Here is a 15,294-nt window from a genome sequence, read left to right on the forward strand (position 1 = left end):
CGAAAGCCGCTAGTAGTCCGTCATGACGATCCGCACCCGCAAGTTCCTCGGCGCCATCCTGCTCCTCGTGCTGGCCACCGTCTGGGCCCTGCTCGGCATGGCGGCGGCGCAGATTCCGTGGATCGCCGAGTCCGGCTGGCGGCAGGCGATCTACTACGTGGTCGTGGGCATGGGCTGGGTGCTGCCGGCGATGCCGATCGTGAGCTGGATGCAGCGACCTGATCGCGTCAAGTCTGGCTTGTAGCGGTCGGCCTCACCGGCGCAAACGCAACACCCGACACCAGTACGCGCAACATGCGTAGCGAGCGCACGCGGCCATCCCAGGAAATCCGCGGCAGCGCGCGCAGATTGGTCCGCCCCTCCGCGTCCACGATGCCCGGGATCGTCGACACCGCGCTGGCAAAGCCGGCCTCCTCCGCCATCACGACGTGGCTGCGCCGGAACGAGGTGCGGTCGCCGAACGGAAAGGCGAGATGCCTGACATCGCGGCCGAAAGCGGCTTCGGCAACGGCCCTGCCCATCGCCATCTCGCGCAGCGCCGCACTATCCTTCATGTTCGCGAGAACCGGATAGTTCACGGTCGCGCTGCCGATCGTCACGAGCGGATCGGCGGCCAGCTTCGCCAGATCCTCCCAATCCATCGACGCCTCGCGCGAGAGCGCGGCAAGATCAATGCGGTAGCGCGTACAGAGATCGGCGATCGCGGCCGATAGATCCGCCGGTGACAGCGAGCGCAGCCAGCTCTCGAGATGCGAGAACAGCGCCTGCTTCTCGGCATTGCCGGTGACGGTGAAGCGCTGCTCCCTCTCGCCCATCATCAGGCTGATGCGGCTCTCGCGCGCGATCACCTGTTCGAGCCCGAGCCACCAGGCCTGCCCGACACCATCGGGAAACGCGGTGGGCACGTAGACCGTGAAGGGCACGGCGTGATGCGCCAGCACCGGATAGGCGAAGTCGATGAGATCCTTGTTGGCACCATCGAAGGATAGCGCCACGAAACGCCGTTTCTCCGGCAGTGTCACCGCGCGCCGGCAGACCTCGTCCATGCCGAGAAAATCGTAGTTCCAGCGCTTCAACGCGCGAATGGCACGGTCGAGAAATTGCGGCGTGATCTCGTTCGCGCGCAGCGGCTGAAACCCGCCGCCCCGCCGTGGCCGCACCCGCGCAAAGCGCAGGATGGCGCCGGCACCTCGGCTGCGCAGCGCGGCCTGGCCGGTGAACCAGGCCAGCTCGAGGCGCAGCCGTTCCAGCCATCTGTCGTCGGATGCCAAGATCCCACCTTCGCGCCCCCAGGGCGCCGTTCCCTCTCCATTGTCCTTACCCTTTGTTGACATTTCTTTGCAAAGGTCGGCCACAGGCCGAATTACGTCTATTTTGATTTCTCGACAGGTTTCGCGAATGACCATGGCTGCGGCGATGCAAAGCCGGACGGCAGAAGCGCCAGCGCGGTCGAAAGCGAGCCGTATCGCGCATGTCGATATCGTCACCGATCTCGGCGCCGCCGAGGCGGTCTGGCGCGCCTTCGAGGAGCCCGGCCATCTCTTCACGCCCTATCAGCGGTTTGATCTGCTGAGCCCCTGGCAGCGACTGGTCGGCGAGCGCGAGGGCGCGCGGCCCTTCGTCGTGATCGGCCGCGACGCCGATCAAAGGCCATTGATGCTGCTGCCGCTCTCGCTGCGCCAGAGCCACGGCGTGCGCACGGCCGCTTTCATGGGCGGCAAGCACACGACCTTCAACATGGGCCTGTGGGATGCCGCGTGCGCCGCACAGACTAGCGCCGCCGATCTCGATACGCTGCTTACGCCGCTGCGCGAGCACATCGACGTGCTCGCGCTGACGCAGCAGCCGCTGCGCTGGCACGGCCAGCAGAATCCGTTTGCAGCTCTGCCGCGACAGAGCCCGATCAACGGCTGTCCGCAACTGGTGATGGAGCCGGGCGAACCGCCGGCATCGCGGATCAGCAATTCGTTCCGCCGCCGCCTCAAGAGCAAGGAAAAGAAGCTCCAGCACCTCGCCGGCTATCGCTATCATCTGGCGACGTCCGATGCCGACGTCACCCGGCTGCTCGATTGGTTCTTCCGCGTCAAGCCGGCGCGGATGGCCGAACAGAAGCTCCCGAACGTCTTCGCCGAGCCCGGGGTCGAACGGTTCATCCGCAGCGCCTGCCTCGCGCCGCGCGGCGAAGGCCGCGTCATCGACATCCACGCGCTCGAATGCGACGACGAGGTGATCGCGATCTATGCCGGCGTCGCCGACGGCCAGCGCTTCTCGATGATGTTCAACACCTACACGATGTCCGAGCACGCCCGCTACAGCCCCGGCCTGATCCTGATGCGCTACATCATCGATCGCTACGGCGAGCGCGGCTACCGCTCCCTCGACCTCGGCATCGGTTCGGACGACTACAAGCGGATGTTCTGCAAGGACGACGAAGATATCTTCGACAGTTTTGTTCCGCTGACCTCGCGTGGCAAGCTCGCGGCGATGGCGATGTCATCGCTCAGCCATGGCAAGCGGCTGGTGAAGCAGAACCAGATGCTGTTTGATCTGGCCAGGCGGCTGCGGCAGGCGTTCGGGTAATATCTCTCCGCGAACGCCGATATCGTAGGGTGGGCAAAGCGAAGCGTGCCCACGTCTTTTGCGGCTGTCTTGGACACGCCGTGGGCACGGCGCAAGTGCGCCTTTGCCCCACGATTCCGAGTGCGCGGAGAAAGAAGAGCCTACGCCGCCACCACGCGGGGCGCATCCACCGCACCCGAAGCCTGCACCGGCTTGCTCAACATCGTCGCCTCGCTGAAGCCGACCGCCCTCAGCTGCTCGCACATCAGCGTGCGCGCATCGCTTGCCATCGACGCATCGGGCACCACGACGGCGCGGGCATGCGCCGTCAGCAGCTCGGCCGGAAGGTCGGAGGCGCTGCCGGCGTCGATCAGCACGTGATCATAGGCGCGCAGCAGCGCGTCGATGGCCAGCGTCACCCGCGGCGATTGCAGCACGCTGCGGTCGAAGCCGGGACGGCCGGCCATGACGAGATGCAGCCGCGAGAGCTTGTCCCGGGTGATGATTTGCGCGAACGACGCCTCGCCCTGCATCAGCTCGGCAAGGCCGGGCGCCGAAGCGTCGACGGACACCGCGGCAATCGTCGGCGAGGACGCGGCGAGATCGACCACGACGACGCGCGCCTCGCGCGCCAGATGCCGGGCGAGCGTCAGCGTCGACAGCGTGATGGCTTCACCGGAAGCGGTGCCGAGCACCGTGACTTTCCTCGCCGCAGCGCCCGCGGCGCGCAGTCTGCCGGCCAGATGTTCGATCTCGGTGAACTCTGTGACGTCGGCATCATCAGGCATCTCCGGCTGAAGCGGCGCGGGCTCTGCCATGACCGCATCGGCGATCGACTCGACCTCGGGCCGGACAACCGGATGGACGACCGGCTGGACAGCCGGTTCCTGGCGCGCCGGTGCCTGCGTTTGCACCGGGCTGAACGCGGCCACCGTGCGCGGCGCGGTCTGGCGCAACAGCTCGCCGGTTACGACGACGCCGGACGAGAGCAGCAGCGTCGCGAGCGTCGCGATCAGCACGATCGGCAGCTTCTTCGGATAGGCCGGCGTGTTCGAGACGATGGCGCGCGAGATGATGCGGCCGTCGGTCGGCGCCGTGTCGATGGTCTCGCGGGTATTGGCCTCGCGGTACTTGGCGAGATAGGTCTCGAGCAGATCGCGCTGCGCCTTGGCCTCGCGCTCCAGCGCGCGGAGCTGGACGTCCTGGCCGTTGGTCGAGGTCGCCTGCTTCTTGAGCTGCTCGAGGCTCACGGTCAGGCCATCGACCCGGCCGCCGGCGATCCGCGCGTCGCTTTCGAGCGAGCGGGAGATTTTGGCCGCCTCGTCGCGGATTTGATTGTCGAGATCGCCCAGCTGCGCCTTCAGCTCCTTGATCCGCGGGTGATTGCCAAGCAGGGTCGACGACTGCTCGGCGAGCTGCGCACGCAGCGTGACGCGCTGCTCGGACAACCGCCGCATTAATTCGGAGTTCACGACCTCGGAGGCCTCGATCGGCTTGCCGCTCTGGAGCATCTCGCGGATCAGGCGCGCCTTGGATTCCGCGTCTGCCTTCAGCGCGCGCGCATTGTTGAGCTGGGTGTTGACCTCGCCCATCTGCTGGTTCGACAGCGTGGTGTTGTTGGTACCGACGAACAGGCTCGACTTGGAGCGGAAGTCCTCGACCCTGGCCTCGGCGTCGGAGACCTTCTTGCGCAGGCTCTCGATCTCGCCGGCGAGCCACTGGCTGGCGTTCTTGGCCTGCTCCTGGCGCGCGCCCTGCTGGAGCACGAGATAGCCGTCGGCGATCGAATTGGCGACGCGCGCGGCAAGGTCCGGATCGGCGGACTGGAATTCGACCACGATCACGCGCGACTTGTCGACGGCGTAGGCCTGGAGACGATCGTAATAGGCATCGAGCACGCGCTCTTCCGGCGTCATCGAGAACGGATCGCGGCCGATACCGATCATCGCGGCCAGCGACTTCAGCGGCGAGATGCCTTGCAGCACGGGATCGAATTCGGGGCGTTCGGCGAGCTTGTTCTTCTTGATGATTTCCCGGGCCAGATCGCGCGACAGCACCAGCTGCACCTGGCTGGTGACGGCCTCGGCGTCGAGCGCCTGCCGCTCCTCGGTGCGGTCGCTGCTCGGACGCAGGAACACGTTCTCGCGGCCATCGATCAGGATGCGCGATTCGGACTTGTAGCGCGGCGTGACGAGATTGACGACGGCAACGGAGGCGACGAGCGCCAGCACCGTCGGCACGATGATCCAGCCGCGCTTGCGCGCCAATGCCGCGCCGAGCGCGTGCAGATCGATATCGCCGGATTCGACTTGGGCCTGCTTGGTGACGATCGGCGCAGGCTTTGCTTCAAGCCTGACTTCAGTCTTGGTCTCGACCTTGGTCTCAGGCTCGGTCTCAGCCTTGGGCGCGACTTCGGGTTTGGCCTTTGAGACGGCTCGCGCAACCACGGCCTTGTCCTTGCCGGCACGCCAGAACGCTAAACGCATCGAACACTCCCGCAGGGGCAACGCCACTAAGCTACCTCAACCGTGGCGATTACACTCCATTAAGGTTGCCGCTGGGTTAATCGCGGCATGCGGCGACTTGCGCAGGCGCACTCGTCACCGTTTGTTAACCACGGGGCCCCTTAATCCGTCTCGATATTCTCCGAGGAATTGTTCGGCATTCGCCGTCGCGCGCTGGTTTTGACTCATGCCCCCCTCTCCTGACCGGCCGCTTCGCATCCTGCACGCCGTGCGTGCTCCGGTCGGCGGCATCTTCCGCCACATCCTCGACGTCGCCAACGGCCAGGTCGACCGCGGCCATCATGTCGGCATTCTCGCCGATAGTCTCACAGGCGGCGAGCGCGCCGACAAGGCCCTTGCCGAGCTCGCGCCGCGGCTGAAGCTCGGCGTGCACCGGCTCGCGATCCGCCGCGAGCCGTCGCCGGACGATGTCCTGGTCTGGCTTCGCATGCGGCGCCTGATCGCCACGCTCAAGCCGGACGTCATGCACGGCCACGGTGCCAAGGCCGGCGCCTTCATCCGCATGCGGCGACGCTCCGACGACACCATCCGCATCTACACGCCGCATGGTGGCTCGCTGCACTATCCCCTCAACACCTTCAAGGGCGAGTTTTACGCGCGGCTGGAACGGGCGCTGATGGACGCGACCGATCTGTTCCTGTTCGAGAGCGCGTTCGCCCGCGACACCTATCAACGCATCGTCGGCACGCCCAAGGGCGTGGTGCATTGCGTCTTCAACGGCGTCACGCCCGAGGAGTTCGAGCCCGTCGTGACCACCGACGATGCCACCGACCTCGCCTATGTCGGCGAGTTCAGGCACATCAAGGGCGCCGATCTCCTGGTCGATGCCGTGGCGCGCCTGCACGAGGGCGGCAAGAAGATCACGCTGACGCTTGGCGGCGACGGCGAGGAAACCGCGGCGCTGAAGGCGCAGGTCGAGAAGCTCGGCCTCACCCATGCGATCCGCTTCATCGGTCACGTCAAGGCGCGCTACGGCTTCTCCAAGGGGCGGCTGCTGGTCGTCCCCTCGCGCGGCGATTCCATGCCCTATGTCGTGATCGAGGCCGGCGCGGCCGGCATTCCCATGATTGCTTCCCGCATCGGCGGCATCCCCGAGATCTTCGGCTCCGACAGCCCGGCCCTGTTCGCGCCGAGCAATTCCGAGGCGATGGCCGAGGCGATTGCCGCGGCGCTCGATGATCCCCAGACCACCGCGCAGCGCGCCGTGTCCTTGCGCGAACGCATCTCGGCGCATTTCTCGCAAGCCGCCATGGTCGACGGCGTGATCGCCGGCTATCGCGACGCATTTGCCAATCATTAACCATCGTTAAGCCCGCTTTAGAAAATCTTCCGATTTGTTCGATAATCGAAGGACCAGGGGATGCCGCCCGGGGCGCCAACGCTATTGGCCCGCGGGTGCTTGAAATGGACGTGGAAGCCCGTGGAACCGCTCAACGCACGCTCGATGCTCGATGCCGCGACCAGCGCCGCGGCCAAGCCCGCTGACCAACCCTTCGTGGAGCGCCGCCGCCGGCTCTCACCCGCAGCCCTCGACGTCGTCAACCAGAAGGTCGCTCGCGCCTATTCGCCGATCGTGATCGCCGGTTTCGTGCGCGTGGCCGACTTCGCGCTGCTCAGCCTCGTCGGTATCGCGCTCTATGTCGGCTATGTCATGCCGCTCTCCGGCTTCAGCTGGGTCTATCCCGCGGAGGTCATCGCCGTATCGATCGCCGCCGTGGTCTGCTTCCAGGCCGCCGACATCTATCAGGTGCAGCTGTTCCGCGGTCAGCTCCGGCAGATGACACGGATGATCTCGTCCTGGTCGTTCGTCTTCCTGTTGTTCATCGGCATCTCCTTCTTCGCCAAATACGGCAGCGAAATCTCGCGGCTGTGGCTTGCCGCCTTTTACTTCCTCGGTCTCGCCGCGCTGCTCGCCGAACGCCTGGTGCTGCGCTCGCTGGTGCGCGGCTGGGCGCGCCAGGGCCGGCTCGACCGCCGCACCATCATCGTTGGCTCCGACAGCAATGGCGAGCAGCTGGTCGAAGCGCTGAAGGCGCAGGAGGATTCCGACATCCACGTGCTCGGCGTGTTCGACGACCGCAACGACAGCCGCGCGCTCGACACCTGCGCCGGCGCGCGCAAGCTCGGCAAGGTCGACGACATCGTCGAATTCGCCCGCCGCACCCGCGTCGATCTCGTGCTGTTCGCGCTGCCGATCTCGGCGGAAACGCGCATCCTGGAAATGCTGAAGAAGCTCTGGGTGCTGCCGGTCGACATCCGCCTCTCGGCGCACACCAACAAGCTGCGCTTCCGGCCCCGCTCCTATTCCTACCTCGGCGAGGTGCCGACGCTCGACGTGTTCGAGGCGCCGATCACCGACTGGGATCTGGTGATGAAATGGCTGTTCGACCGCGTCGTCGGCAGCCTCGCGCTGCTCGCGGCCCTGCCGGTGATGGGCCTGGTGGCGCTGGCGGTGAAGCTCGACAGCCCCGGTCCGGCGCTATTCCGCCAGAAGCGCTTCGGCTTCAACAACGAGCGCATCGACGTCTACAAATTCCGCTCGATGTACCATCATCAGGCCGATCCGACCGCCTCCAAGGTCGTGACCAAGAACGATCCGCGCGTCACCCGCGTCGGCCGCTTCATCCGCAAGACCAGCCTCGACGAGCTGCCGCAGCTCTTCAACGTGGTCTTCTCCGGCAACCTCTCCCTGGTCGGCCCGCGCCCGCATGCGGTGCAGGGCAAGCTGCAGAGCCGGCTGTTCGACGAAGCCGTCGACGGCTATTTCGCCCGCCATCGCGTCAAGCCCGGTATCACCGGCTGGGCCCAGATCAACGGCTGGCGCGGCGAGATCGACAACGAAGAGAAGATCCAGAAGCGCGTCGAGTTCGACCTCTATTACATCGAGAACTGGTCGGTGCTGTTCGACCTCTACATTCTCCTGAAGACGCCGATCTCGCTGCTGACCAAGAACGAGAACGCGTATTGAGCTTCCGTCATGCCCCGGCTTGACCCGGGCATCCAGTACGCCGCAGCGGCAGCTGTTTTGCGCAATGGCCGCCACGGCGTACTGGATCGCCCGGTCGAGCCGGGCGATGACAGCGGAATTTGTGACGACGAGTTGCGTAAGCGTATGAGCATGTGATGGCGTATGCGGCGACAGCCGATGGAGTGAACGTAGCCGTGCCGGCTGCGCCGGGCGTGCTGGCCCTACAGCGCGCGCTGGTGTGGCTGGTCGGCGCCTCCGGCGCGGTCGTCTTCATCGAGCCGAGCCCCTACGAGATCATGACGCTGCTCGCGGCCGTCACGTTCTTCGCCACCGGCCTGCGGCTGCGGCTCGCGCTGATGCCGCTGGTGCTGATGCTGGTCCTGCTCAATGTCGGCTACACGATCAGCGCCATCCCGCTGTTCGAGCAGTCCGAGGTGGTGAGCTGGATCGCGACCTCCTGGTACATGGCGGTGACCGTGGTGTTCTTCGCCATGGTCACGTCCGAGGATACCGCAGCCCGGCTCGACATGCTCCGCCGAGGCCTCGTGGTCGGCGGAATGATCGCCTCGCTGCTGGCGGTCGCCGGCTATTTCCACCTGGTGCCCGGCGGCAACGACCTTCTCACACTCTACGGCCGTGCGCGCGGCACGTTCAAGGACCCGAACGTGCTCGGCGCCTTCCTGATCCTGCCCGCGCTGTTTGCGCTGCAGAGCGTGGTTTCGGACAGACTGGGGAAGGCGTTCCGCAACGTCATCGCCTTCGGCATCATGTCGCTGGCGATCCTGCTCGCCTTCTCACGCGCCGCCTGGGGCGGCCTGGTGCTGACCTCCGCCTTCATGCTGGCGCTGATGGTGCTGACCAGCCGCACCAACGCGCAGCGCTCGCGCATCATCATCATGGCGATCGTCGCCGCCGTGCTGGGGCTGGCGCTGATCGCGGTGCTGCTGTCGTTCGATTCCACCGCCGAGATGTTCAAGCAGCGCGCCAGCTTCGACCAGAGCTACGACGAGGGCCGCTTCGGCCGGTTCGGCCGCCACATCCTGGGTGCGGAGATGGCGCTCGACCTGCCGTTCGGCATCGGCCCGCTGCAATTCCACCGCTTCTTCCCCGAGGACACCCACAATTCCTATCTCAACGCCTTCATGTCCGGCGGATGGCTCTCCGGCGTGTGTTATCCCGCGCTGGTCTTCACCACCGTCATCATGGGCTTCCGGCACATCTTCGTCCCGGTGCGCTGGCAGCGTGCTTATCTCGCAGTGTTCTCCGCCTTCGTCGGCACCGTCGGCGAGAGCTTCGTGATCGACACCGACCACTGGCGGCACTTCTGGATGATGCTGGGCGCGATGTGGGGCATGATCGCCGCCGCGCAGATCTACAAGATCAGGGACGACGCTTCTTCAACTTGAGAGCCGGACGCTTTTCCGGTGGCGTGTCGAGCAGGCCCTTCAGCGCCTCGGTCGCTGCGAGCACACCCTTGTAGCCTTCGTTGGCGAAACGCAGCAGCAGCCGCAATTCCTCGTCGGAATAGCCGCCGAATACCTTCTCCATCGCCTGCTGCATCGGCACGTAGAATTGGCCGATCTTCATCGCCGCGTCCGGCACGACGGCGATGAAGACCTTGCGGCGGTCTTTCTCATCCCGCTCACGGCGCACCAGGCCGGCCTTTTCGAGCCGGTCGACCACGCCGGTGATGGCGCCCGTCGTGAGGCCCGTGACCTCGGCGAGCCTTCCTGCGGTGACGCGTCCCTCGAGATACAGGATGTCCATGCATTCGAGATCGGAATTGGCAATTCCGGCAACGTTGGCAACGGTTTGCCCATAGAGCACGCCCTGCGCCGACGACCGGCGCATCGCCTCCTCGAGCTCCTGCAGCAGCGCGTTGCGCGCCTTCGTCCTTGACAAGGCCGACCTCATATCTTAGGCGATATATATCTTAGCCACTAAGAGATTTAGCGACCGTAATTCCTCCTAGCACCACGGAAACGTCGGGAGCAAGCCATGTCCTATCGACCACGCAAGGCCCTAATCATCGGCGCCGGCATTGCCGGACCCGTGGCCGCGATCCTGCTCCGCCGCGCCGGCATCGAGTCCGCGATCTACGAGGCCTGGCCCTATTCCAAGGGCATCGGCGGCGGCCTGCAGATCGCGCCGAACGGCATGCATGTGATGGACGAGATCGGGCTGGCGAACGAGTTGATCAGCCGCGGCTCGGTCGCGGAGGCCTTCGACTTCTATTCGCAGGGCGGCGCGAGGCTCGGCTCGATCAATCGCGACATGCAGCGGCGCTTCGGCCAACCCGCCGTGAACGTCTGCCGCGCCACGCTGAACGAAATCTTGATCGACAAGGCCTGGTGCGCCTGCGTTTCGCTCTATTTCGAGAAGCGCTTGATCAAGATCGAGGACCGCGGCGACCAGCCGATCATCGCCTATTTCGCCGACGGCACCACGGCCGAGGGTGACTTCCTGATCGGCGCCGACGGCGTGCACTCGATCGCCCGTCGACAGGTGGTGCCGGACGGACCGCAGCCCTTCAACACCGGACTGATCGGCTTCGGCGGCTTCGTGCCGCACGCCGTCCTCGACGGCAGGCCGATCGGCCGGCACGTCGAGACCACGTTCGGCCAGAGCGGCTTCTTCGGTTATGGCTATTGCAGCCCAGATCCCACGGACGGCGTGATGTGGTGGAGCACGCAGCCCGCGCACGGCATGGACGCCGCGATGTTTCGCGCCCTCGACCCGACGACGCTGAAGCAGCATCTGCGCGGCTTCCACCGCGGCTGGCACGATCCGATCCCCGACATCATCGAGGCCGCCGAGAACATCGTCGTCACCGACACGCTCGACGTCGCGACCCTGCCGACCTGGTCGCGCAAGCGCTCGTTGTTGATAGGCGATGCCGCGCACGCGACCAGCCCTCACGCCGGCCAGGGCGCCTCGCTGGCGCTCGAAGACGCGATGCGGCTTGCCCGCCTGATGCAGGAGGGCCAGGAGCTCGGCGCCACCTTCCAGGCCTTTGAGGCCGAGCGCCGCCCGCGCACCGAGAAGATCGTCGCCATGGCGCGCCGCAACGGCAACAGCAAGCGCGAATTCAGCGCCGGCGGCGCGTGGATCAGGAATCAGATGATCAAATTGTTGTTGCCGTTGGGATCAAAGAACATGGATTTCATGTACGCATATGACGCGCGGGCAGCGTAGCGGCACGAACGCTGCCGTAGGGTGGGCAAAGGCGCAAAGCGCCGTGCCCACGATCTCGTCCTAATCGCGACAATGGTGGGCACGCTTCGCTTTGCCCACCCTACGGCACCGAGCTAGCTCTCCACAGTGAACGTCAGCCCCGCATTGTCCTGCAGCCGCTTGATCAGCTTGTGCTGCATCGCTGCGCCCGGGGTCCAGAACCCGGCCGGAACGTCCGCGGCGTCGCGGAGCAGGCAGATCGCGCATTCGGAAATCATCTTCGAGGTCGAGCCGTAGCCGGGATCGCGGTCGCCGGTGACGCCGGCGCGGACCTGGCGGCCGTCCGGCGCGATCGCGACATAAAGCAAATTGAAGAGTCCGTTCTCGCGCTCTTCCTTCGACGGCCCCTCGCCCGGCTTCGGCGCGTTCGGGCCGGTCTTCTCGGCATTGACCGCCATCACGCGCTTGGCGTTGGCCTCGCCCTTCTCGCCGGGACCGGTCAGGACCATCTCGTCGTAGACGAACTCACGGCCGTAGGGAAAGCCCATCAGCATGTTGGACCGATGGACGTTGCGCGTGTTGATCAGCGCCATCATGAACGGCGCGGCCCAGGATTGCAGATCCTCCTCGTAAGCCGCCCTGTTGCCTTTCGGCTGCTTCGGACCGGTAAATCCGGGCGTCAACGCAAAATGGTCGTTGAGAATGGCGACGAGGCTGAGATCCTTGGCGACGGCATCGAAGGTCGCTTTCGCGCTCGCCGCGGTGCCGCCCGACAGGGTGCCGCGCATGTCGCGCACGCGGCCCTTGACGCGCGCAGCCGGCGCACCGAACACGCGCCTGGCCTCTTCCTGCACGAAGAACGTGCCGAGCTCGAACGGCACGGAATCATAGCCGCAGGAAAACACGATGCGCGCGCCGCTCGCCTTGGCCGCCGCATCGTACTTGTCGATCATCTGCCGCATCCAGACCGGCTCGCCGCAGAGATCGAAATAGTCTATGCCCGCAGCGATGCAGGCCGCGAGCAGGTCCTCGCCATAGAATTGGTACGGACCGACCGTCGTGATCACCGATCTGGTCTGCGCCACCATCGCCTTCAGCGAGGCCGCGTCCGATGCATCCGCCACGATCAGCGGCGTATCCGCGGGCGCACCGATCGCGTCGCGCACCGATTTGAGCTTGTCGAGGCTACGGCCTGCCATCGCCCACTTCAGCGCCTCGTCGTCCTTGTAATTCGCCGCCAGATACTCGGCGACGAGCTGGCCGGTGAAACCGGTCGCACCGTAGACGACGATGTCGAATTTCGCAGAGCTCATGACTGGCCTTTACTTTTTCGCGTAACTTACGCCCATACCGGCGCGGACGTCGCTTTGAATGCCATAGGGCGGGATCGGATAGCGCAGGCCGTTCTTGGCCAGCGCCTTCATGCCTTCAATTGCCTTGGCGAGATGCGAAGGCTTCAAGGCCATCAGCATCTCCTCGTCCGGCACGCCGCCATAGCGCCGTTCGGCATAGCATGGCAAGGACAGGCTGGGCTCCCCGGTCTTGAGCGCCCGGCCCCAGGAATCCGCGCAAGCCGTCTCGCCGACGACGCCCCATTCGAACTTCTTGTAGCCGGTATATTGCAGCCCGTTGATCAGGATGATCATCTGACCGGGGGTCGCATAGACGAGGCAGATGTCGGGCGGATCGAGCCGGCCGCTGGCGAGCGGACTGACGGCAAGCGCCTCATAGTGTCCGAACGGAACCACGTCCAGCGCCTCCTGGCGCTTGCGCGCGTCCTCCGCGGTGCCGTGCCAGACCCCGACATAGTTCTCGCCGGCGAGCCATTTGTCGTCCTGCGGCGCAAGGCCGATCACCGCGCGGCACTGCGCGCCGACAAGGTCGTCGGCGGTGATGCCGACGGTCCAGCCGAGCCGTGCGGCCATGCTGACGATCTGGTCGGTGGTGTGGATCGCATTCGGCCGCCGGATTTTCGGGATCGCCTCCATGTCTGCGGCGCGCGCGAACAGCTTCATGCCGATCACATTCGTCTTCAGCCGCAGCAGGCTGTTGAGATCGGCGACGAGGCCGCCAAGATCGATGCTGTCTGCACTCTGCTGTTGCATGGCTTCCTCCGGGCCGGCGATCGTGCGCCGGTGTTGTGTTCTTATTTTGCAGCTCTCGTTCTAGTCCTTGCCCGGTCCCGGAAGCAACTCGCCGGTCCTGCCCATCAGCCGGTAAGCCACCAGGCCGATCCACTCGCGCACAGCAACTTCGGTTCGGCCCAGCCCGTCCGCGCCCATATTGGTGAAGGAGAAGAGATCGTCACGGCCGCCCATCCGCCAGTCCACGGGATAGGCCTCGACGTCAAATCCGGCCTTGCGGAAGATTCCCATCGAGCGCGGCATATGAAAGCCCGACGTCACCAGCAGCCAGCGCTCGCCCGGCTTCGGCGCCACCAGCTCTTTCGTGAAGATCGCATTCTCCCAGGTGTTGCGGGAGCTGCGCTCCAGGATGAGGCGCTGCTTCGGTATGCCGAGATTTTCCATGATCGGCGCGGAGTAGTCGGCCTCCCGCGCGTCGGTCGCGACCAGGTTCGCGGTCCCCCCGGTAAAGACGATGCGCGCATTCGGATAGCGGCGCGCGAGCTCGGCCGGTGCAAACAGACGATCGGCGGCGTGCGCGACCACGGGCGTGCGATGCGCCGCCGACAAATCGGTGTCGACCGAGCCGCCGAGCACGATGATGCCGTCGGGCGCGCCGCGCGAGGGGTCCCACGCCGGAAAGCGCGACTCCAGCGGATAGATCAGGAGATTGCCGAGCGGCGAGAACGCCGCCAGCGCCAGCAGCACCAGCGTGGTCACCGCAAGCTTGCGGCCGAGCGCGGCAAAGCGCGTCGCCATCAGCACCAGCGACAGGATACCGAGCTCGACCATGAAGTTGATCGGCAGCAGCGCGGTGCCAAGCGTCTTGGAAAGCACGAAAAACAGGGGAGCCTCGCTGGAATGAACTGGCCGGTCCGCGCGGGGCTTGACCTGCCCGGCGATCTTCAGAAATCTTCTTGAAAGAGGATCGATCGCCGGGTCAAGCCCGGCCTGATGAAAGCGACCGGACGCGGCAAATGACCCATCACCACCTGCATTCGAGCCCCAAAACCTGCCATTGGGGCTTCTTCGAAGCCGCGCTCAAGCCCGTGCTGACGATCAAAAGCGGCGACGAGGTGACGGTCGACACCATCAGCGGCGGCGCCGACATGCTGCCCGATCGCGACAAGTTTCACATTCCGCCGGAGATGTTCGAGATTCATGCCAATAACGAGCGCATGCTGCCCGGCCACATTCTCACCGGCCCGATCGCGGTCGAAGGCGCCCAGCCCGGCGACGTGCTCGCGGTCGAGATCCTCGATGTCCAGCTCCGGCAGGATTGGGGCTGGAACATGATCAAGCCGCTGTCCGGCACTCTCCCCGACGATTTCCACGAGACCCGCATCCTGAACATCCCGCTCGACCGGGCGCGGATGGTCGGCCGCATGCCGTGGGGCCTCGATCTGCCGCTGAAGCCGTTCTTCGGCGTGATGGGCGTGTCGCCGCCCCCTAGCTGGGGCCGCATCTCCTCGCTGATCCCGCGCGCCATGGGCGGCAATCTCGACAACAAGGAGCTCGGCGCCGGCGCGACGCTCTATTTGCCGGTGTTCGTGCCGGGCGCGATGTTCTCCTGCGGCGACGGCCACGGCGTGCAGGGCGACGGCGAGGTCTGCGTCACCGCGATCGAGACCGCGCTGCAGGGCCGCTTCCGACTGACGCTGCGCAAGGACCTGAAGTTCGACTATCCACGCGCCGAGACGGCGACTCACTACATGACCATGGCGATGGATCCCGACCTCGACCAGTGCGTCGTGCGCGCGTTGCGCGACATGATCGCGCTGCTCGGCGAGACGCGAAACCTGTCGCGCGAGGATGCCTACACGCTGTGCAGCCTGGCGGCCGATCTGCGCGTAACCCAAACCGTCAACGGCGCCAAGGGCATCCACTGCATGATCGAAAAGGCGATCGTGCACGGCTGAGCCGGCCCGCTCCTCCCGACCTATCG

At 65.6% G+C, this 15,294-nt stretch carries 14 protein-coding genes; 8 read left to right on the forward strand and 6 right to left on the reverse strand.

The genetic code is table 11. The annotated features are described in order from the left end of the window. Nucleotides 1-22: 22 nt before the first annotated feature. Nucleotides 23-244: a DUF2842 domain-containing protein gene (locus GGD62_RS05900; protein WP_183234445.1), complete on the forward strand. Its 222-nt coding sequence runs from the start codon at nt 23-25 to the stop codon at nt 242-244. Here the strand turns inward: GGD62_RS05900 and GGD62_RS05905 are convergent. After that, nucleotides 228-1,271 (reverse strand): polysaccharide deacetylase family protein, encoded by a 1,044-nt coding sequence (locus GGD62_RS05905; RefSeq protein ID WP_183707476.1) that lies wholly within the window; start codon nt 1,269-1,271, stop codon nt 228-230. The genes GGD62_RS05900 and GGD62_RS05905 overlap by 17 nt on opposite strands. Nucleotides 1,272-1,398: 127 nt before the next feature. On the opposite strand from GGD62_RS05905, the gene GGD62_RS05910 reads away from it, so the two are divergent. Beyond that, complete coding sequence (locus GGD62_RS05910; protein WP_183707477.1) at nt 1,399-2,580, forward strand: GNAT family N-acetyltransferase; 1,182 nt, start codon at nt 1,399-1,401, stop codon at nt 2,578-2,580. 140 nt (nt 2,581-2,720) lie between these two features. On the opposite strand, the gene GGD62_RS05915 is transcribed toward GGD62_RS05910, so the two are convergent. Beyond that, entirely contained in the window at nt 2,721-5,045 is a 2,325-nt protein-coding gene (locus tag GGD62_RS05915; RefSeq protein ID WP_183707478.1) for an exopolysaccharide transport family protein, read from the reverse strand. Nucleotides 5,046-5,250: 205 nt separating this feature from the next. On the opposite strand from GGD62_RS05915, the gene GGD62_RS05920 reads away from it, so the two are divergent. From GGD62_RS05920 to GGD62_RS05935, 4 genes are all read left to right on the forward strand, one after another. Further along, nucleotides 5,251-6,384 carry a glycosyltransferase family 4 protein gene (locus GGD62_RS05920; protein WP_183234449.1) on the forward strand — a complete coding sequence of 378 codons (1,134 nt, stop codon included), beginning with the start codon at nt 5,251-5,253 and terminating at the stop codon, nt 6,382-6,384. A 120-nt stretch (nt 6,385-6,504) separates the two neighbouring features. Then, nucleotides 6,505-8,052, forward strand: coding sequence for an undecaprenyl-phosphate glucose phosphotransferase (locus GGD62_RS05925; protein ID WP_177237148.1), 1,548 nt, complete (start codon nt 6,505-6,507; stop codon nt 8,050-8,052). A gap of 9 nt (nt 8,053-8,061) precedes the next feature. Further along, on the forward strand, nt 8,062-8,208 hold the full coding sequence (locus tag GGD62_RS05930) for a hypothetical protein (RefSeq protein WP_183707479.1): 147 nt from the start codon (nt 8,062-8,064) through the stop codon (nt 8,206-8,208). Then, entirely contained in the window at nt 8,208-9,458 is a 1,251-nt protein-coding gene (locus GGD62_RS05935) for an O-antigen ligase (protein ID WP_183707480.1), read from the forward strand. Before GGD62_RS05930 ends, GGD62_RS05935 begins: the two co-directional genes overlap by 1 nt. Here the strand turns inward: GGD62_RS05935 and GGD62_RS05940 are convergent. Further along, entirely contained in the window at nt 9,433-9,903 is a 471-nt protein-coding gene (locus tag GGD62_RS05940; RefSeq protein WP_049814971.1) for a MarR family transcriptional regulator, read from the reverse strand. The two genes, GGD62_RS05935 and GGD62_RS05940, sit on opposite strands and share 26 nt — an antisense overlap. A gap of 147 nt (nt 9,904-10,050) precedes the next feature. On the opposite strand from GGD62_RS05940, the gene GGD62_RS05945 reads away from it, so the two are divergent. After that, nucleotides 10,051-11,247 (forward strand): FAD-dependent monooxygenase, encoded by a 1,197-nt coding sequence (locus GGD62_RS05945; RefSeq protein WP_183707481.1) that lies wholly within the window; start codon nt 10,051-10,053, stop codon nt 11,245-11,247. 113 nt (nt 11,248-11,360) lie between these two features. On the opposite strand, the gene GGD62_RS05950 is transcribed toward GGD62_RS05945, so the two are convergent. From GGD62_RS05950 to GGD62_RS05960, 3 genes are read right to left on the reverse strand one after another with little or no spacing between them, the layout of a single operon-like run. Continuing rightward, the gene (locus tag GGD62_RS05950; RefSeq protein ID WP_183707483.1) at nt 11,361-12,539 is read right to left on the reverse strand and encodes a trans-acting enoyl reductase family protein; all 1,179 of its coding nucleotides are present in this window, start codon (nt 12,537-12,539) and stop codon (nt 11,361-11,363) included. 9 nt (nt 12,540-12,548) lie between these two features. Beyond that, nucleotides 12,549-13,331: a DUF169 domain-containing protein gene (locus GGD62_RS05955; RefSeq protein ID WP_179738877.1), complete on the reverse strand. Its 783-nt coding sequence runs from the start codon at nt 13,329-13,331 to the stop codon at nt 12,549-12,551. A 60-nt stretch (nt 13,332-13,391) separates the two neighbouring features. Next, nucleotides 13,392-14,141 carry a YdcF family protein gene (locus tag GGD62_RS05960; protein ID WP_210317756.1) on the reverse strand — a complete coding sequence of 250 codons (750 nt, stop codon included), beginning with the start codon at nt 14,139-14,141 and terminating at the stop codon, nt 13,392-13,394. 185 nt (nt 14,142-14,326) lie between these two features. Between GGD62_RS05960 and GGD62_RS05965 the strand changes: the two genes are divergently transcribed. Beyond that, nucleotides 14,327-15,268 (forward strand): acetamidase/formamidase family protein, encoded by a 942-nt coding sequence (locus GGD62_RS05965; RefSeq protein ID WP_183707485.1) that lies wholly within the window; start codon nt 14,327-14,329, stop codon nt 15,266-15,268. The last annotated feature ends 26 nt before the right edge of the window (nt 15,269-15,294 follow it).

The sequence above is a fragment of the Bradyrhizobium sp. ERR14 genome (assembly GCF_014198235.1).
GTDB lineage: Bacteria > Pseudomonadota > Alphaproteobacteria > Rhizobiales > Xanthobacteraceae > Bradyrhizobium.

Excerpts from the sequence above, each read along its gene's own strand:
- GGD62_RS05900 (WP_183234445.1), top strand. The coding sequence starts at position 23 with ATGACGATCCGCACCCGCAAGTTCCTCGGCGCCATCCTGCTCCTCGTG.
- GGD62_RS05945 (WP_183707481.1), top strand. The coding sequence starts at position 10,051 with ATGTCCTATCGACCACGCAAGGCCCTAATCATCGGCGCCGGCATTGCC.
- GGD62_RS05915 (WP_183707478.1), bottom strand. The coding sequence starts at position 5,045 with ATGCGTTTAGCGTTCTGGCGTGCCGGCAAGGACAAGGCCGTGGTTGCG.
- GGD62_RS05930 (WP_183707479.1), top strand. The coding sequence starts at position 8,062 with ATGCCCCGGCTTGACCCGGGCATCCAGTACGCCGCAGCGGCAGCTGTT.
- GGD62_RS05960 (WP_210317756.1), bottom strand. The coding sequence starts at position 14,141 with ATGGTCGAGCTCGGTATCCTGTCGCTGGTGCTGATGGCGACGCGCTTT.
- GGD62_RS05950 (WP_183707483.1), bottom strand. The coding sequence starts at position 12,539 with ATGAGCTCTGCGAAATTCGACATCGTCGTCTACGGTGCGACCGGTTTC.
- GGD62_RS05955 (WP_179738877.1), bottom strand. The coding sequence starts at position 13,331 with ATGCAACAGCAGAGTGCAGACAGCATCGATCTTGGCGGCCTCGTCGCC.
- GGD62_RS05965 (WP_183707485.1), top strand. The coding sequence starts at position 14,327 with ATGACCCATCACCACCTGCATTCGAGCCCCAAAACCTGCCATTGGGGC.
- GGD62_RS05920 (WP_183234449.1), top strand. The coding sequence starts at position 5,251 with ATGCCCCCCTCTCCTGACCGGCCGCTTCGCATCCTGCACGCCGTGCGT.
- GGD62_RS05910 (WP_183707477.1), top strand. The coding sequence starts at position 1,399 with ATGACCATGGCTGCGGCGATGCAAAGCCGGACGGCAGAAGCGCCAGCG.
- GGD62_RS05935 (WP_183707480.1), top strand. The coding sequence starts at position 8,208 with ATGGCGTATGCGGCGACAGCCGATGGAGTGAACGTAGCCGTGCCGGCT.
- GGD62_RS05940 (WP_049814971.1), bottom strand. The coding sequence starts at position 9,903 with ATGCGCCGGTCGTCGGCGCAGGGCGTGCTCTATGGGCAAACCGTTGCC.